The organism is Bacillus cereus group sp. BfR-BA-01379 (assembly GCF_022663605.1).
Taxonomy (GTDB): Bacteria; Bacillota; Bacilli; order Bacillales; family Bacillaceae_G; genus Bacillus_A; species Bacillus_A mobilis.
In genome coordinates, this window is sequence record NZ_JAKUFT010000015.1 from 15,112 (window position 1) to 32,220 (window position 17,109).

Genomic DNA, 17,109 nt, shown 5'->3' on the forward strand with positions numbered 1-17,109 from the left:
GTCTCCCATCTAACTTCTTTACTCCCACCGAATTTTGAGGTAGAAGTTTTACTGCTCATTAACATGAGATAAAAAATTTTTATTGACAAATTTTTTAATATAGTTTTATAATACAAAACATAGTTTAGTTGAACGAATTATATATCGGCTTTGAAGGAATACTAGTAGCGACTTATATCACTGTCTCAGAGAACTGATGGTTGGTGCGAATCAGTACATATACAAGCGTGAATTACAATTCTGGAGCTTCTTTCCCGTAATGCTTTTTATGCATGAAGAGAAAGACGGATCTTTCCGTTATCGTAAAGTGAGTGGTAAACAATTAGTTGTTTACAAATAGGGTGGTACCGCGATTTTTATCGTCCCTATCGGATTTTCCGATAGGGACTTTTTTGCGTCCAACCTCTTACACAATTTCATATATACGCGTTGAAGGAATCGCAGTAGTATCTTATATCCCTGTTACAGAGAGCTAATGGTCGGTGGAAATTAGCACATATATAAGTATGAATTACAATTCTGGAGCTTCTTTTTCGTAGTGCTTTTATGCATGAAGGAAAAGACGGAATTTTTCCGTTATCATTAATTGAGATGTAAGTATATTTTCACTTACAAATAGGGTGGTACCGCGATTCTTTCGCCCCTATCGGATTCTCCGATAGGGGCTTTTTCTATTTCTCATAGAAACAGATGTTAAATAATTCCGAATCTTATGATAAAATTTTATAAGCGCTTACAAAAAATGAAAGGAGGTGATACAAGCTATACGAAATCGATATTCAATTTTATTGAAAAAAAGGAGGATGTCTAAATGACAAAGAAAACAGAAATTCCATCGCATTTAAAACCATTCGTATCCACACAACATTATGATCAATACACACCGGTGAATCACGCCGTGTGGCGTTATATTATGAGACAAAATCATAGCTTCTTAAAAGACGTTGCTCATCCAGCCTATGTGAACGGACTACAATCATCTGGTATTAATATAGATGCAATTCCAAAAGTAGAAGAAATGAATGAATGTTTAGCACCAAGTGGCTGGGGCGCTGTAACGATTGACGGACTTATTCCCGGCGTAGCATTCTTCGATTTTCAAGGACACGGATTACTACCGATCGCAACAGATATTCGGAAAGTAGAAAATATCGAGTACACACCAGCTCCAGATATCGTACACGAAGCAGCAGGACACGCACCGATTTTACTTGATCCTACATATGCAAAATATGTGAAACGTTTTGGGCAAATTGGTGCAAAAGCTTTCTCTACAAAAGAAGAACATGATGCATTTGAAGCTGTTCGTACATTAACGATAGTAAAAGAAAGCCCTACTTCTACTCCTGATGAAGTTAAGGCTGCTGAAAATGCTGTAATTGAAAAACAAAACTTAGTTTCTGGTTTATCAGAAGCTGAACAAATTTCACGTCTTTTCTGGTGGACAGTAGAATATGGATTAATTGGAAATATAGATGATCCAAAAATATATGGTGCTGGCCTCCTTTCTTCTGTTGGCGAAAGCAAACATTGCTTAACTGACGCTGTAGAAAAGGTTCCATTTTCTATCGAAGCATGTACAGGGACAACTTATGACGTAACAAAAATGCAACCACAACTATTTGTTTGTAAATCCTTTGAAGAATTAACAGATGCGCTTGAAACATTTTCTAAAACGATGGCCTTTAAAACAGGTGGAAAAGAAGGTTTAGAAAAAGCAATTCGCTCCGAGAACTATGCAACAGCTGAGCTAAATAGCGGCTTACAAATTACTGGTACATTTAGCGAGACAATTGAAAACGATGCAGGTGAATTAATTTACATGCGAACAAATTCGCCAACGGCATTAGCGCTTCATAATAAACAGTTAGCGAATCATTCTACTTCTGTACACAGTGATGGATTTGGAACACCGATTGGATTACTCACTGAAAATATTGCATTAGAAACTTGTACAGACGAACAACTACAATCATTAGGAATTACAATTGGAACTATCGCTGAGTTTACTTTTGCAAGTGGTATTCATGTAAAAGGAACAGTAACAAATATTGTAAAAACCAATAAGAAAATTGCTCTTATTTCCTTTATCGATTGCACAGTTACTTATAACGCCCGCGTTTTATTTGATGCTTCATGGGGCGCATTTGATATGGCTGTTGGCTCACAAATCACTTCAGTATTCCCAGGTGCCGCAGATGCAGCAGCATTTTTCCCAATGGATGAAGAAGTTCAAGAAATTCCTGCTCCACTTGTACTGAATGAACTTGAACGTATGTATCAAACAGTTCGAAATATTCGAAGTGAGGGGATCTTACACGACGCGCATATCGATCAATTAGTAGCAATTCAAGAGGTATTAAATAAATTTTATGCGAAAGAATGGTTGCTGCGCCTTGAAGTATTAGAGTTACTTTTAGAGCATAACAAAGGGCATGAAACATCGGCAACATTACTACATCAACTTTCTACTTTCACAACTGACGAAGCTGTAACACGCCTTATTAACAATGGTCTTGCGTTACTTCCAATAAAGGATGTGAAAAATGATGCTACGATTAACTGAGGAAGAAGTTCAAGAGGAATTATTGAAGGTAGATAAATGGATGGTAAAAGATGAGAAATGGATTGAACGAAAATATATGTTTTCCGACTACTTAAAAGGAGTCGAATTTGTCTCTGAAGCCGCCAAACTATCAGAAGAACATAATCACCATCCATTTATCCTTATCCAGTATAAAGCAGTCATTATTACTTTGTCATCTTGGAATGCAAAAGGTTTAACGAAACTAGATTTTGAGCTTGCAAAGCAATTTGATGAACTATTTGTCCAAAATGAAAAAGCGATTATAAGAAAATAAAAAAGAGAAGCCTTTTTTAGGCTTCTCCTTTCATTTTGAAATGAATACAATGTCCAAACGGATCCTGGGCTTGTAATATTCCATCTTTGTACGTAGCAACTTTGCCAATATTTTTTAAGCTTTCACATACTTGCTCTTTTTGTTTTTCATTCGCTAGTACAATTGTGAAATATTTCAAACCAACGGAATTTGGCATTTGCGGTGGTATTCCTTCACCTTGCCACGTATTTAAACCGATATGGTGATGATAGCCACCTGCCGATACGAACAACGCGCCATTACGAGCTGGGATTGTCACTTCAAAACCAAGACCATCCACATAGAAACGTTTTGCTTCTTCTAAATCAGCTACATGGAAATGAACATGCCCTATCACAGTACCCGCTGGAAAACCATTCCACGCACTTCCTTGTTGTAATAATTCTTCACCAGCTAACGGATTACTAACAAATGGTAGTTCTCCATTCTCATCACGCCAAACTTCTTTTTGGCGATCATGATAGATTTCAATCCCGTTTCCATCTGGATCAGCTAAATAAAGGGCCTCACTAAAGTAATGGTCGGCTCCGCCGTGTAGTGGATATACCATTTCTACAAGATGACGAAGAATATTCGCTAAATCCTGTCTACTTGGTAATAAAATTGCGTAATGATATAACCCCGTTCTCCCTCTTTGCTTTGGTATGGCTTCTTTCTTTTCTTCAACGATAAGGAGTGGTTCGTTATTTTCATTCCCAAATGTAACAACCATGTCATCTTCTTTTAGCACTTTCATACTTAGTACTTCTGTATAAAACTCTAGTGATTTCTTTATATTTGATACATATAAATGAACAACATCAAGTGTTGTGTCGGGATGAAGTTGAAAACTCATCTTGTTAGCCCCCATTTCATTTAGTTCTTCTTTGACATCTTCTCTTTTAAGAAATTATCTACAAAACCGTCTGCTTTCGCAACAAATAAGTACGCACCCATTGCTAATAATGCAAGCTCTAATTCGAAGCCAGGATTTTTTCCATCTCCTAATAAACCAGCTGACCATTTTACTTTCACAATTGCTCCAACCATAACAAGTGCAAATAGTAATCCAATATATCTTACTCCTAAACCTAGAATTAACAATATACCACCAACTACTTCCGCTGTTGCTACGCCGTATGCAAGTCCTCCTGGTAAACCAATGCTTGTGAACCACCCTGCAATATTGTCAATCCCCGATTGGAATTTTGTTAAACCGTGCATAAAGAACGTTACCCCTAACACGATACGAATAATTAAGTTACCGATATGTTGATTCATTTCATTCTCTCCTTTATAGTTTCCTTATACAAAACTTTTATTTACATTACAAAACATACACTACTTTTTTTTATTCGTCAATTCATTTTCACTGGGAAAATATATATTTTTTTTGCTATGATACAAATAGTTGTTTACAAAAAGGAGCTTGATTTTATGAATATTGGTTCTGCAATACGTGAAATTCGTCAACGTAGAGGCATAACAATCGCACAAATTTGTGAGGGAACAGGTCTTTCTAAAGGATTTATGAGTCAGGTTGAAAATAATAAAACTTCACCATCTATCTCAACTTTAGAAACAATCTCCAATTTTTTAAACGTTCCTCTTCCCTATTTATTGTTAGAACAAAAAGATCGATTGAAAGTTGTCAAAAAGGTAGAGCGTAAATACAGTGTATACGGAAAAGATGAACAAAGAATTGAACATGTTGCAGAGCAAGGTGGCCTCCGTCTAAACCTCGTAGAAATTCCTGCTGGGTTTCCGAAAGAAAACACACCAAATGCCCATGAGGGGGAAGAGTGTCACCTTGTATTACGCGGAAAACTAGAAGTTCAACACGGAGAAGACATTGCAATTGTAGAAGAAGGTGATTCTTTCTCTTGGAATGCATGTGTTCCTCATATCGTTCGTAATATAGGAGACGAAACGGCATTATTACTCATCTCTAGTCATGCAGAAAATCGAAAACGTGTTTATTAAATAAAAAAGAAGCCTGTAAATTAGGCTTCTTTTTTTATCCCCTTATAACTCCATAGCTTGTACCAACTAGTACAGTCTTTTCGTGTTGATTGCGATAAACTGACTCGATTGAAACCTTTTTGTATCCTTCCATCTGTTCAACATTTGTTAAAGTCAATTCACAAGTGACCGTATCCCCTGTAAAAACCGGTCTAATAAACTCACTTACTAATTCTCTTGCTATGTAATGTAATTCTTCGCCTACTTTCGTTCCAATACTAGCAGTCAATAAACCATGAACCATTAAACGTCCATTTTCATCATATTCCATATGATGCCTGCCTTTATCTCCTGTAATATTTGCAAATTCAAAAACCTCTTCCTCAGTAAATCTTCTTTCATATTTAAATACATCCCCAACTTTTACACTCATTTTTATCCCCCTAATAATAAACAGAATTTTCTTTCATTTTATCATAAAATGAGTCTCAGTTCAGTTTATATTATTAAAATAGTGATCCTTTTTCTACACTACCTTACTTTTATCGGTGCCCATCTTTTTTTGCCGCTTGATACCCGTAGTACGCACATGTTCCATTTCTAGATAACTCCCTCACCTCAAAGCCACAACTTCTATAAAAATCAAAATTACTAGCAGATGTATGCGCAAACCAATCGCCATGTGGCAGCTTTTGCAGACAAAGAGCGACAAGTTTCTTACCTAATCCCTTCCCTCTATATTCACATTTCACAACTAAATTTACTATGTTCGCGACCATAATTCCATCAGAAATGACTCTAACCATCGCAATCATCTCTTCTTCATCCCAAATTGTGAACGCCCATGTTGAATTTTCAAATGCTATCGTGAATTTTTCAATTTGCCATGAAGGGATATCATCATTGCTCCAACCGGCATCTTCGAATAAAGTTTTAATTGCATATGCAGGTACACCATTCGTTCCCTCACGAATAATAAGTCCATTATGATAAATATACATGTAATCACCCCTTTATTTTTATATACCATTCTTCAAAAGATGCAATTTACCCTTTTTCATCCAACGCGCTTAATAGAATAAACGAGAACATCCATCCCATGAAATGAAGTTGTTTTCTCATAACTAAGTCCTGTTTTTCTAGCAACAAAGATAGAGGCGGGGTGGTCCGGATTAATAAGAGAAATTAATTTATTCATTCGTAACGCTTGGAAGCCATAGTCTCTAAATGCTGCCGCTGCTTCTTTCGCATACCCTTTTCCCCAATACTGAGGTAGTAGCCAATACCCAATTTCAATTTCCTCTTTTCCATCTATCTGCTGCTTTACTAATCCTGCATGACCAATTCGTATTCCTGTTTCCTTTTCAATCAATACAAATAAACCGAGGCCGTTTTTATAGCTAGGAATCACCCACTCCTCCAAACTTTTTTTACATTGCATATATGTTTTTAACGTCCCATTTCCAATATAGCGCATTACCTTCTCATTTCCCCATAGCGAAGCGTAGAACTGTAAATCATCCATTGTATATTTACGAATTTGTAACCGATCTGTATGAAACATCTCTGCACTCCTTTCCACTCATTTGTGCTTAACTACACGACCATGTTTTGAATATATACTAAATGTTACTGTCTATTATAAAGGAACTAACAATAAAATACAGAATATTCAATCCTGAAAGAATTAAAAAAAGGCAGTAGACAAATATTGTCTACTGCATCCATATCATAACTAGCATAAAGAAAACTACAATTGAGGGGGGTGTAGGATTTTCAAATATACTAGATACTTATCCCGTTCTAACGGGCGGTAAACTTTTCAATTATATGAAAGTGAAAAGTTTACCGCACATAAGAACCTTTGCGGTCATTAAGAGAGCACCGTTAAGTACTCAAATACACGCTGCGCTTTTTCTCCACCCATTCGTGCATGTTGCAGAAGGGAAATACCATGTGGACCCGATGCACGCAATGCCTCTGGTTGTGCTACTAAAATAGCTTGTACAACTTCTAATTCTCCAAGCATCGCGGCCGCGAAAATATCCATTCGAGCACCCTTTTCTAGTAAATAGAGAGCAATATCTTTACGACCTACATGTGCCGCTGCTCCTAATGCACTTTCCCAATCTGATCCGCCCCAATTGTAAGAGGCATGAAGTAAGCTTGGCGATTCAGCCAACAGTTCTTGTACTTTTTCTAGATCTCCGTGAGCTGCCATGACAAATTCTCTTACTAACTCAGTGGTAATACATTCTTCTGTTCGCATCTTGCTCCTCCTTTTTTAGAAATTCGTTTTGGTGTGAAAAATGGCTTGTCACTTCCTTGAAAAATATCTACCTCTATGCCGAACACACGTTGAAACATTTCATGACATAACACTTCTTCTGGTATACCATCATACTGAAGCTGCCCTCGCTTTAATACGAGTAAACGATCACTATATTGAGCCGCTTGGTTAATATCATGTAAAACCATTACAATTGTCATGCCAAACTCCTCGTTTAACCGTTTCACAAGTTCCATTACTTCCAATTGATGAACGATATCTAAAAAGGTTGTTGGCTCATCTAATAATAAGACATTTGTACGTTGTGCTAGCGTCATTGCAATCCAGGCTCGTTGTCTTTCTCCTCCTGATAAAGATTGTAATAGACGATATTCATACCCTTCAAGATTTGTAACAGACAATGCCCAATCAACAATTTCTTCGTCTTCTTTATTTAAGCGATTGCTCCATGATTTATGAGGACCTCTTCCAAATTCGATTAATTCTTTCACTGTTAAATCTAATTGATGATCATGCATTTGTGGTAACATCGCTAATTGCTTTGCTACATCGGCACTTTTCATCGTATGAATACTTTTTCCATCTAAAATGATATCGCCTTCGCTTTGTTTAAGTAATCTTGCCATTAAACGAAGCAAGGTAGATTTCCCCGATCCATTCGGTCCAATTAAACTAACGACCTCTCCAGCTTTAATATGTACATTCATATTTTGCATTTGAAATCTTTCAGAATGTGCGTAAAACACTTTGTTAACGGAAATCACTTCGTTTTCCTCCTCTATGAATTAAATATAAGAAGAACGGACCGCCTAAAAAGGATAATAAAATACCAACAGGCAATTCAATTGGATCGAACCAACTTCGAGCTATCGCATCCGCGAAAACAAGTAATATCCCTCCGCCAAGGCATGATAATGGCAATAAATATTTATAATCATTTCCAACTAATAAACGTAACATATGTGGTACGACAAGACCGACAAATCCAATAAGACCAGAAACACTAACTGCAATTCCAGCTAATAGTGTACTTACTACTATTAAATAAAACCGGCTTCTCTCCACGTTATAACCTAATAATTTCGCCATTTCATCTCCAAGCATTAGTACTCGAATATGCTTAATACCAAAGAAGGCTAATATAATAGCGAATATTGCATAATAAATAATCATGTCTAAATGTGCCCAACTTACCCCACCAATGCCACCCGCTAACCACGGTAACACGGATTGTACTTTGTCACTATGTAATAACATTAACGCTGACGTCGCTGCACCAATTAATGCATTGATTGATACGCCTACTAAAACAATCCTTGAAGGCGGTGCCCCTTTTTGCCATGATAAAGCATAAATGACCATCGCCGTTATGAAAGCTCCTAAAAACGCCCCGAGCGGTAAAAATGCCATATGCTGAGGGAATAAAATCATAATTACAATCGCTACAAGGCCTGCTCCAGATGAAACCCCGATAATACCTGGGTCTGCAAGAGGGTTTCTCATAACCCCTTGCAGCAGTGCACCAGATGCTGCTAAACATGTTCCTACTATAAATCCAACGAGCACTCTCGGTATACGAAGATCCCATACAATTCGATGAACCGTCGAACCTTCATCTTGTATGCCTGTTAGAATATCTCGTAAAGAAAAGGATAGGCTTCCTGCAAAAAGACCGTAAAAAAGACCTAAAATCGTTAATACAACTAAAGTAACTGCTATTATCCATCTTTTTTTCGCAAAAGGATGTTCCTTTTCCCTTACTACTTCACTACTTTCCATACTTATCATTTCCTTACATCTTGTATACTTTTATACATAAAGTCCATTGCTTCTGTAACTTTTGTTCCAGGATTTGATCCAAATAAGTCTGGTGGCAAAATAACTACACGATTTTGTTTTACTGCATCTAAATTTTTCCACGCTTCATTTTTCATCATTTCGCCTTCAAATGCTTTTTTAACGCTATTTGGATCTCCATGTGTAATTAAATAAATCACATCTGGATTTGCCTCAATAATACGTTCTACACTTAGCTGCGCATATTGCGGATATTCCTTCATTTCCGGAAAATCAGCTGCAATATTTTTCCCGCCTGTTTTTTCTAAAATATCACCTGATAAAGATGTTGGTAACGCTGCTAAATACGTACCTGGTGCTCCATACACTAGCAATGCTTTCACATCGCTTTTTTTCTCATATGTCTTCATTTGATCATTAATTTTTTGGTTCAGTTCTTTTGCTTTATCTTCTTTCTTCATAATCGTTCCATATAATTCAATATTCTTTTGAATATCTTGTACAGAATTCGCAGAAGAAATCATTACTTTCGTTCCTTGTCCTTCAACCGTTGGAACATTCTTTTGGAATCCATTATTAGCAATAAGTACATCAGGCTTTAAGCTAGCAATTTGCTCAAAATTCGGCTGATGCGCATTCCCGATTACTTGTACTTTCTTTATATCCTCTGGAAGAGTTATTTTTGCATCCGGACGACCTACTATTTTTCCGCCTAACGCATGAATAATATTCATGTCTCCCATACTTAATGTTGCAAAACTCTCTGGCACTTTATCGAATGTTACCTTTCTTCCTGACAGGTCGGTAACTTCGATTTTCTCTTTTCCTTTTTCTGTTTTTGTTGCAGCTGCTTTTTCGTCTCCTTTTGCACTGCAACCTATTAATAAGAAAAAAATAGATAAAATCGCTGTGAATAGCGTAATAGATTTTTTCATCCTTCCACCTCTAACTGATAATGATAATCATTAACTACTATTCTACTTTAATTGATAAGGATTATCATTGTCAATATAAACCGCATACATTTTTTACAAAAAACAAAAAGCACTACAAAAAGATTCGGTCTTTTCGTAGTGCTCTATTTCATAATATTACTCACATTCATTTCCCTCTAACTGATCTCGCATCACTTTCACACGCTGGAAGAAAAAGAAGGATAAACTTAAAAATATAACGATGCTCCCCATCATAACAAAAGATTGTATTGCTTCTTTTGCTCCATTCGGAATCAACAAGCCAACCATTAACAATGCACTTACAGCGAGAAGGATTTGTCCGAACCGAGTATAATCTGCTATTTTTTCTTGTAATTCTTTCATCATATTCTCACTCCTCCATTTCACTGTATCATATTCTATTACACTTAAAGACAAGTAAATACAGACATTCTGGGAGATGTTTTCCAAATGAAAAAGAGCCGCTTTATCGCGACTCTTTCATAAGCATTACTCCCCTTTATATGCTTCCATATAAATTTCTTTCAGCTCTGAAATAAGAGGTAATTTTGGATTAGCTGTTGTACATTGATCTTCAAAAGCTCTTTCTGCTAACAATCCAACAACCTCTTCAAACTGGTCTTTAGCAACTCCTTGTCCCGCAATACTCATATTAATATTTAAACTTTTTCCAAGTTCAATAATTGCTTGGACGAGTGATTCTACGCCTTCGACTGTTGAGTTCGCTGGAAGCCCGAGCATTCTCGCAATATGTGCATAGCGCTCATCAGCTACAAAGTACTCATATTTTGGGAACAATGCGTGTTTTCTTGGCTTAATAGCATTATAGCGAACTACGTGCGGCATAAGAATTGCATTCGCACGCCCATGCGGAATATGAAATTCTGGTCCAATTTTATGTGCTAAGCTGTGATTAATACCTAGGAAAGCATTTGCAAATGCCATCCCTGCGATTGCAGAAGCATTATGCATTTTTTCCCGTGCTTCTTCGTCATTTCCATCTTTAAATGCTCTTGGTAAATATTTAAATACGAGATCAATGGCCTTTAATGCTAATCCATCTGTATAGTCATTTGCTAGAACAGATACATACGCCTCGATTGCATGCGTTAATACATCCATACCAGTGTCTGCTGTTACATGTGGTGGCACTGTCATTACAAACTGTGGATCAACAATTGCTACATCCGGTGTTAATTCATAATCTGCAAGTGGATACTTTATATTATTTTTCTTATCTGTAATAACCGCGAATGGTGTCACTTCTGATCCTGTTCCTGATGTTGTTGGAATAGCAACAAACTGTGCCTTACTCCCTAATTCCGGATATTTACATGTACGTTTTCTTATATCTAAAAACTTCTGTTTAATTCCATAGAATGTTGTTTCTGGTTGCTCATAGAAAAGCCACATCCCTTTCGCTGCATCCATCGCTGAACCACCACCAAGTGCAATAATTACATCTGGCTTAAAACTTCTCATCATTTCCGCACCTTTAAAAACAGTTTCATCTGATGGATCTGGCTCGACCTCAAAGAAAACTTCAACTTTTACATCATTTGCATGTTTACGTAAATAATGCGTAACCGTATCTACATATCCATGCTCAACCATTCCTGGATCCGTTACAATAAATGCACGTGAAATGTTAGGCATATTTGCTAAATATGCTGTCGCATGTTTTTCAAAATAAATTTTTGGTGGCAATTTGAACCACTGCATATTCTTTTTTCTATTTGCCAACCTTTTTATATTTAATAAATGCGTCGCTGTTACGTTTTGAGAAACTGAGTTTTTCCCGTACGAGCCGCAACCAAGCGTAAGTGATGGAATAAACCCATTATATATGTCACCGATTCCACCTTGTGATGAAGGAGCGTTTACAATAAGACGGCACGCTTTCATACGTAATCCAAATTGCTTTTGCACTTCTTTATTTGTAGAATGAATGACTGCTGAATGTCCTAAACCACCAAGGTTTAACATATCTTCGCAATATGTAAGTCCCTCTTCTAGTGAATTTGCTTTTACACAAGCTAATACTGGACTTAGCTTCTCACGAGATAGTGGATATGCTGCTCCGATACCTTGTATTTCAGCTACAAGCATTTTTGTATTTTCAGGCACAGTAATTCCAACTAATGCGGCAATGTACTGTGCGGATTTCCCTACAATATCACTATTTACTGCACATGTATTTTCATTAATAACAAGCTTTTCTAATTTTCTTCTCTCTTCTTCTGTTACAAAGTAACAATTGTTTGCAATCATTTCTGTTTTCACATCATCATAGATTTCCTTGTCTACAATGATTGCTTGTTCTGATGCACAAATCATACCGTTATCAAATGTTTTTGATAAAATTAAATCATTAACAGCTCGTTTTATATGTGCTGATTTCTCTATATAGCATGGTACATTACCAGGCCCTACACCTAGCGCTGGTTTTCCAGTAGAATAAGCTGATTTCACCATACCTGCTCCTCCAGTTGCCAAAACAAGCGCAACACCTTCATGGTTCATTAATTGTTTCGTTGCTTCTACAGAAGGTTTTTCAATCCACTGAATACAATGTTTTGGTGCACCCGCCTTCACCGCTGCATCATATACTGTTTTCGCCGCTGCAATGGAACAGTTTTGTGCTGAAGGGTGAAATGCGAAAATAATTGGATTTCTCGTTTTTATCGCGATTAATGCTTTAAACATTGTTGTCGATGTTGGATTCGTTACTGGCGTTACCCCAGCTACTACACCGACAGGTTCCGCAATTTCTATTACTTCTTCATGAGGATCTTCGTGAATAATCCCTACTGTTTTATCTTTTTTTATGCTATGCCAAATATATTCAGTAGCAAAAATATTTTTAATGCATTTATCTTCATATACACCACGACCTGTTTCTTCAACAGCCAGCTTTGCAAGTGGCATATGTTGATCAACACCTGCTAATGCCATTTCATGAACAATGTTGTCAATTTGCTCTTGTGTAAAACTTTCTAATGCTTGTAAGGCCTTTTGACCGTTATTTACTAACGTATCAATCATCTCTTTTACTTCCTGCATTTCATTTACAGCTTTCTCTTTGACTACCATGTAAATTCCTCCTATTCTGCTATCGTGGACTAAATAAGACCCTATAGGTCATAATAAGTCCCGATTAGCGCAAAAAAAATAGAGTTGCTTTCCTACATGAACCTCATTGTTTGTGAAATATTTCACAAGTTTATTCGTGAGTAACACTTCATGAAATTAATATACATGAAATTATTTCATTTGTGTATGTCCATTTTGTGAATTATTTCACAAAATAACATAATAAAAATGCACTGCTCTATATTAGCAGTGCATTTTTATTACGCTAGTGCTTGTGCTAAATCTTCAATTAAATCTTCACCGTCTTCAATACCGACAGAAATACGAATTAATGTATCTGTAATTCCTAATTCTTTGCGGCGATTTGCTGGGATTGATGCATGTGTCATTTGAGATGGGATAGAAATTAAACTTTCTACTGCTCCTAAACTTTCAGCAAGTGTAAAGTATTGTAATTTCTCTAGTACTTTATTTAATGTTTCTTCACTATCTACATCAAATGAAATAATAGCACCAAATCCATTTGCTTGTTCTGTTGCTAATTCATGGTTTTGATGTGATGCAAGACCTGGATAATATACTTTATTTACTTTTGGATGGTTATTTAAAAACTCAGCAATTGCACGTGAATTCGTTTCATGCTCTTCCATTCGAATTCCTAATGTTTTTAAACCACGAAGTAGTAAGAAGCTATCTTGCGGGCCAAGAATGCCTCCTGTTGAGTTTTGTACAAAGTGAAGGTCTTCTGCTAATTGCGGGCTATTTACAACTACTAGGCCTGCAACTACGTCACTATGACCTCCTAAATATTTCGTTGCACTATGAAGTACAATGTCTGCTCCTAAAGAAATCGGCGACTGCCAATATGGCGTCATGAATGTGTTATCGATAATTGTTAATAAATCTTTCTCTTTAGCAAGAGTAGATATTTTCTTAATATCAGTAATTTTCAGTAATGGGTTCGTTGGTGTTTCCACATAAATCGCTTTCGTGTTTGGACGAATTGCTTCTACAACTTCCTCTAAATTTGTTGTATCTACAAATGTATGCTCAATACCGAAGCGGTTTAATACTTTCGTGATAACGCGGTACGTTCCACCATACACATCATCTGTTAAAATAACGTGGTCACCTTTTGAGAACAACATAATTGTAGCTGTAATAGCAGCCATTCCTGAACCAAATGCAAAACCAGCATGACCGTTTTCTAATACAGCAATCATTTCTTCTAAAGCTGAACGTGTTGGGTTTCCTGTACGTGAATATTCATATCCTTGATGCTTACCAACTGCTTCTTGTTTGTACGTACTTGTTTGATAAATCGGTACATTTACAGATCCAGTTGAAGGTTCTCCTATGCGAATACCATGAATTAACTTTGTCTTTGCTCTCATTTTTTATTCCCATCCTTTATATATGTCTTTACTTAAATAGCGCTCACTACTATCAGGAAAAATCGTTACAATGTTTGTACCTGGCGCCGCTTTCTCTGCTTCAAGTAAACTTGCATGAAATGCTGCTCCTGACGAGCTCCCAACAAGCAGCCCTTCTTTTTGGGCTAATTCCTTCACTCGTAAAAATGCATTTCGATCAGAAATTGTATGAATTTCATCAAAATAAGATGTTTTCAAAAATGGTGGGATGAATTCAAGGCCAATCCCTTCTGTTTCATGCGAACCAGGTTTACCACCATTTAAAATGGACCCTTCCGGTTCCACAATAACCGTTTTTATATCCACATTTTTTTCTTTCAAATAAGATGCAGTCCCCATGAATGTGCCACCAGTTCCTGCTCCAGCAACAAATATGTTAATCTCTCCGTTCAGTGCCAACCAAAGTTCAGGACCTAGTGTTTTGAAATAAGCACGCGGGTTTGCTTCATTCGCAAACTGACTTGGAGAGTACGAATTCGGTATTTCATTTACTAATTCTTTTGCTTTTGCAATTGCACCGGTCATTCCTTGCTCAGTTGGTGTATGCACGACCGTTGCGCCTAGTGCTTTCATTAATTCTTGTTTTTCAATACTAAATTTCTCTGGTACACAAACAATAACCCGTAAATCATGTTGTAACGCTGCAAGTGCCAGTCCAATACCAGTATTTCCAGCAGTCGGTTCAATAATTGTTCCACCCTGAGTAACAAGCCCTTTTTCTAGCGCATCTTCGATTAATTCTCTTCCTAAACGGTCCTTAACGCTTCCACCTGGGTTATAAAATTCAAGCTTTGCAAATAAACGGACCCCTTCTGGAAGTGAAAAACGAGTAATTTCTACAATTGGTGTATGACCAATCAACTCATGAACTCCACGATATACATTCATCGTGTTCTCCCCCTTATTTGCCAATAAAGAAAAGGCAACTGTATGTATTTTCTTTATATGAGACAGTTGCCTTTTTGTTACATTACTTTAACTCTTCTAGTACTTTTACGATAAAGTTTGTAGAATGAAGAGCTGCTTGATCTAAAAATTGATCAAATGAAACATTTGATTCTTTACCAGCAATATCAGAAAGTGCACGAATAATAACAAACGGAACTTCATATTGGTGGCATACTTGTGCAACAGCTGCTGCTTCCATTTCTACTGCATAAAGATCTTCAAATTTATCACGAATTGCTGCAACGCGGTTCGGATCACTCATAAATGAATCACCAGTTGCAATCATACCTTTTACAACTTGAATATTTTCTTCTGCCTGCATACATTTCTCAGCTAATGCAACTAATGCTTCATCAGCTTTGAAGCCAGGCGGCATTCCTGGTACTTGACCATACTCATAGTTAAATGCTGTTACATCTACGTCATGATGACGAACTTCTGTTGAAATAACTACATCTCCAACATTTAGAGAATGATGGAAGCCACCAGCTGAACCAGTATTAATTACTTTTTCAGGCTTATATCTTTCTAATAAAATTGTCGTTGACATCGCTGCATTTACTTTACCAATACCAGACTTTAACAAGATTACTTCATGTCCTGCTAATTGTCCTTTCGTAAATTCACAACCCGCAACCGTTTCTGTTTCTGCTTGTTCTAATTTGTCACGTAAAATACGTACTTCTTCTTCCATTGCTCCAATTACAGCAATTCTCAATCTAATCCCTCTTTCTATTGCTTAGTTGCCTCCATTACCCAAACGAAATGATTTAATCTCGTAAACGTTACATGGAAGCCATTGTTTTCAAAAATAGACTGCATGATCGGAATACGTGTATAATATTCCGTTTGCAAATCGTTTGCTAACTGATGGAAACCTCTTTGTTTTGCTGTTTCGACAGTTTTATCATATGCATCTTGATCCGCAAATATCGTATCAGCAAACACTATTTTACCACCTTTGTTTAGCAATTGACTATACTTCGCAATCGCTACATTTTTTTCATCATCTGTTAAATGATGAAATGCATAGGTGCTTACTATGGTATCAATTGAATTTGGGACTTCAAACGAAAGAAAATCACCTTCTGTAATGGAAAACTCTTGCGGTAATTTCTCTTTAGCAATCATGCGCATTTCACGTGACGGTTCTATACCGTAAACTGTGCGGCCAGCAAGTAATAATTTATTTGTTAAATTACCTGTACCAACACCAAATTCTAATACATTACCAAATGACTTGTTAACTACATCCTCTAGAATGTCCTCATAACGGGCGAAAACTTCTTTATATTGTATATCTTCGCCTTGTACAAATGAGTCGTACGTATGAGCCCACTCATCAAATAAACCATTAAATTCTGTCCCCATAAAAATTCCCCTTTTTCTTATCGGTTTTATCAGTATAATATGCCCTCTTTCCAAAAATGTCAATTGAAATGTACATGGTATTTCCTTCTTTTCTTTGTTACACTATAGTTGATTACATAGGAGAGGGGTCGTCTTCGTGTCATTTACCTTTGAAATGTTAGAAGATAAAGTAGAGTTTTTCGAAGCAGGAGACTTAGCTTCTTTGGAACGAAAAATTAGTGAACAAATCGATAATAATAAAGCACTTATGCTTGAAGTTCATCACATCTCGCATCAAATGGTTATGGATCCCGAAAGCAAAAGACCATATTATAGCGCGGTTGTTCATTTTAAATTAAAGAAATTACGCTAACTAAAAAAGAGAAGCTCCTAAGGAGCTT

The 17,109-nt window shown here is 36.7% G+C and carries 19 protein-coding genes and 2 other annotated features; of the genes, 4 read left to right on the forward strand and 15 right to left on the reverse strand.

Annotated elements, in window-relative coordinates; all coding sequences use genetic code 11:
- Positions 1–141 precede the first annotated feature (141 nt).
- Positions 142–370 (forward strand) — a binding site (T-box leader).
- Positions 371–420: 50 nt separating this feature from the next.
- Positions 421–648: a binding site (T-box leader), on the forward strand.
- 163 nt (positions 649–811) lie between these two features.
- Together MR113_RS08205 and MR113_RS08210 are read left to right on the forward strand one after the other, a co-directional pair.
- Positions 812–2,566: an aromatic amino acid hydroxylase gene (locus MR113_RS08205; protein WP_242253309.1), complete on the forward strand. Its 1,755-nt coding sequence runs from the start codon at positions 812–814 to the stop codon at positions 2,564–2,566.
- A complete protein-coding gene (locus tag MR113_RS08210) occupies positions 2,547–2,861 on the forward strand; it encodes a 4a-hydroxytetrahydrobiopterin dehydratase (protein WP_242253310.1) in 315 nt (104 codons plus the stop codon). The genes MR113_RS08205 and MR113_RS08210 overlap by 20 nt, the downstream gene beginning before the upstream one ends.
- Before the next feature lie 16 nt (positions 2,862–2,877).
- Here MR113_RS08210 and MR113_RS08215 read toward each other — a convergent pair whose 3' ends face one another.
- Both MR113_RS08215 and MR113_RS08220 read right to left on the reverse strand, forming a co-directional pair.
- On the reverse strand, positions 2,878–3,735 hold the full coding sequence (locus MR113_RS08215) for a VOC family protein (RefSeq protein ID WP_242253314.1): 858 nt from the start codon (positions 3,733–3,735) through the stop codon (positions 2,878–2,880).
- A gap of 20 nt (positions 3,736–3,755) precedes the next feature.
- On the reverse strand, positions 3,756–4,160 hold the full coding sequence (locus tag MR113_RS08220; RefSeq protein ID WP_001071550.1) for a DoxX family protein: 405 nt from the start codon (positions 4,158–4,160) through the stop codon (positions 3,756–3,758).
- A gap of 156 nt (positions 4,161–4,316) precedes the next feature.
- Between MR113_RS08220 and MR113_RS08225 the strand changes: the two genes are divergently transcribed.
- The gene (locus tag MR113_RS08225; RefSeq protein ID WP_061677238.1) at positions 4,317–4,862 is read left to right on the forward strand and encodes a helix-turn-helix domain-containing protein; all 546 of its coding nucleotides are present in this window, start codon (positions 4,317–4,319) and stop codon (positions 4,860–4,862) included.
- 34 nt (positions 4,863–4,896) lie between these two features.
- Here MR113_RS08225 and MR113_RS08230 read toward each other — a convergent pair whose 3' ends face one another.
- From MR113_RS08230 to MR113_RS08290, 13 genes are all read right to left on the reverse strand, one after another.
- Positions 4,897–5,274: a hotdog family protein gene (locus MR113_RS08230; RefSeq protein ID WP_242253315.1), complete on the reverse strand. Its 378-nt coding sequence runs from the start codon at positions 5,272–5,274 to the stop codon at positions 4,897–4,899.
- Positions 5,275–5,383: 109 nt separating this feature from the next.
- A complete protein-coding gene (locus MR113_RS08235) occupies positions 5,384–5,842 on the reverse strand; it encodes a GNAT family N-acetyltransferase (RefSeq protein WP_061677234.1) in 459 nt (152 codons plus the stop codon).
- A 56-nt stretch (positions 5,843–5,898) separates the two neighbouring features.
- Positions 5,899–6,405, reverse strand: coding sequence for a GNAT family N-acetyltransferase (locus tag MR113_RS08240; protein ID WP_000469127.1), 507 nt, complete (start codon positions 6,403–6,405; stop codon positions 5,899–5,901).
- A 309-nt stretch (positions 6,406–6,714) separates the two neighbouring features.
- A complete protein-coding gene (locus MR113_RS08245) occupies positions 6,715–7,110 on the reverse strand; it encodes an ankyrin repeat domain-containing protein (protein ID WP_001258431.1) in 396 nt (131 codons plus the stop codon).
- Positions 7,077–7,895, reverse strand: coding sequence for an ABC transporter ATP-binding protein (locus MR113_RS08250; RefSeq protein ID WP_242253320.1), 819 nt, complete (start codon positions 7,893–7,895; stop codon positions 7,077–7,079). Before MR113_RS08250 ends, MR113_RS08245 begins: the two co-directional genes overlap by 34 nt.
- Positions 7,882–8,910 carry a FecCD family ABC transporter permease gene (locus tag MR113_RS08255; protein ID WP_242253322.1) on the reverse strand — a complete coding sequence of 343 codons (1,029 nt, stop codon included), beginning with the start codon at positions 8,908–8,910 and terminating at the stop codon, positions 7,882–7,884. Before MR113_RS08255 ends, MR113_RS08250 begins: the two co-directional genes overlap by 14 nt.
- A gap of 5 nt (positions 8,911–8,915) precedes the next feature.
- Positions 8,916–9,863 carry a helical backbone metal receptor gene (locus tag MR113_RS08260; protein ID WP_242253324.1) on the reverse strand — a complete coding sequence of 316 codons (948 nt, stop codon included), beginning with the start codon at positions 9,861–9,863 and terminating at the stop codon, positions 8,916–8,918.
- Between the two features lie 156 nt (positions 9,864–10,019).
- A complete protein-coding gene (locus tag MR113_RS08265) occupies positions 10,020–10,247 on the reverse strand; it encodes a YrhC family protein (protein ID WP_242253488.1) in 228 nt (75 codons plus the stop codon).
- Positions 10,248–10,373: 126 nt separating this feature from the next.
- Positions 10,374–12,977 (reverse strand): bifunctional acetaldehyde-CoA/alcohol dehydrogenase, encoded by a 2,604-nt coding sequence (adhE, locus tag MR113_RS08270; RefSeq protein WP_242253328.1) that lies wholly within the window; start codon positions 12,975–12,977, stop codon positions 10,374–10,376.
- 260 nt (positions 12,978–13,237) lie between these two features.
- Entirely contained in the window at positions 13,238–14,371 is a 1,134-nt protein-coding gene (locus MR113_RS08275) for a bifunctional cystathionine gamma-lyase/homocysteine desulfhydrase (protein ID WP_242253342.1), read from the reverse strand.
- Between the two features lie 3 nt (positions 14,372–14,374).
- Positions 14,375–15,298 carry an O-acetylserine dependent cystathionine beta-synthase gene (locus MR113_RS08280; RefSeq protein ID WP_242253345.1) on the reverse strand — a complete coding sequence of 308 codons (924 nt, stop codon included), beginning with the start codon at positions 15,296–15,298 and terminating at the stop codon, positions 14,375–14,377.
- An 82-nt stretch (positions 15,299–15,380) separates the two neighbouring features.
- A complete protein-coding gene (gene mtnN, locus MR113_RS08285; protein ID WP_001217038.1) occupies positions 15,381–16,076 on the reverse strand; it encodes a 5'-methylthioadenosine/S-adenosylhomocysteine nucleosidase in 696 nt (231 codons plus the stop codon).
- 14 nt (positions 16,077–16,090) lie between these two features.
- Positions 16,091–16,729: a class I SAM-dependent DNA methyltransferase gene (locus tag MR113_RS08290; RefSeq protein ID WP_097818249.1), complete on the reverse strand. Its 639-nt coding sequence runs from the start codon at positions 16,727–16,729 to the stop codon at positions 16,091–16,093.
- 136 nt (positions 16,730–16,865) lie between these two features.
- Here MR113_RS08290 and MR113_RS08295 point away from each other — a divergent pair, with 136 nt between their 5' ends.
- Positions 16,866–17,081, forward strand: a complete 216-nt coding sequence (locus MR113_RS08295) for a YrzA family protein (protein WP_000010984.1) — start codon at positions 16,866–16,868, stop codon at positions 17,079–17,081.
- The last annotated feature ends 28 nt before the right edge of the window (positions 17,082–17,109 follow it).

What these genes read in the sequence shown, in the direction of transcription:
- MR113_RS08205 (WP_242253309.1), top strand. Translation starts at nt 812, where the DNA reads ATGACAAAGAAAACAGAAATTCCATCGCATTTAAAACCATTCGTATCC.
- MR113_RS08210 (WP_242253310.1), top strand. Translation starts at nt 2,547, where the DNA reads ATGATGCTACGATTAACTGAGGAAGAAGTTCAAGAGGAATTATTGAAG.
- MR113_RS08215 (WP_242253314.1), bottom strand. Translation starts at nt 3,735, where the DNA reads ATGAGTTTTCAACTTCATCCCGACACAACACTTGATGTTGTTCATTTA.
- MR113_RS08220 (WP_001071550.1), bottom strand. Translation starts at nt 4,160, where the DNA reads ATGAATCAACATATCGGTAACTTAATTATTCGTATCGTGTTAGGGGTA.
- MR113_RS08225 (WP_061677238.1), top strand. Translation starts at nt 4,317, where the DNA reads ATGAATATTGGTTCTGCAATACGTGAAATTCGTCAACGTAGAGGCATA.
- MR113_RS08230 (WP_242253315.1), bottom strand. Translation starts at nt 5,274, where the DNA reads ATGAGTGTAAAAGTTGGGGATGTATTTAAATATGAAAGAAGATTTACT.
- MR113_RS08235 (WP_061677234.1), bottom strand. Translation starts at nt 5,842, where the DNA reads ATGTATATTTATCATAATGGACTTATTATTCGTGAGGGAACGAATGGT.
- MR113_RS08240 (WP_000469127.1), bottom strand. Translation starts at nt 6,405, where the DNA reads ATGTTTCATACAGATCGGTTACAAATTCGTAAATATACAATGGATGAT.
- MR113_RS08245 (WP_001258431.1), bottom strand. Translation starts at nt 7,110, where the DNA reads ATGCGAACAGAAGAATGTATTACCACTGAGTTAGTAAGAGAATTTGTC.
- MR113_RS08255 (WP_242253322.1), bottom strand. Translation starts at nt 8,910, where the DNA reads ATGGAAAGTAGTGAAGTAGTAAGGGAAAAGGAACATCCTTTTGCGAAA.
- MR113_RS08260 (WP_242253324.1), bottom strand. Translation starts at nt 9,863, where the DNA reads ATGAAAAAATCTATTACGCTATTCACAGCGATTTTATCTATTTTTTTC.
- MR113_RS08265 (WP_242253488.1), bottom strand. Translation starts at nt 10,247, where the DNA reads ATGAAAGAATTACAAGAAAAAATAGCAGATTATACTCGGTTCGGACAA.
- adhE (WP_242253328.1), bottom strand. Translation starts at nt 12,977, where the DNA reads ATGGTAGTCAAAGAGAAAGCTGTAAATGAAATGCAGGAAGTAAAAGAG.
- MR113_RS08275 (WP_242253342.1), bottom strand. Translation starts at nt 14,371, where the DNA reads ATGAGAGCAAAGACAAAGTTAATTCATGGTATTCGCATAGGAGAACCT.
- MR113_RS08280 (WP_242253345.1), bottom strand. Translation starts at nt 15,298, where the DNA reads ATGAATGTATATCGTGGAGTTCATGAGTTGATTGGTCATACACCAATT.
- MR113_RS08290 (WP_097818249.1), bottom strand. Translation starts at nt 16,729, where the DNA reads ATGGGGACAGAATTTAATGGTTTATTTGATGAGTGGGCTCATACGTAC.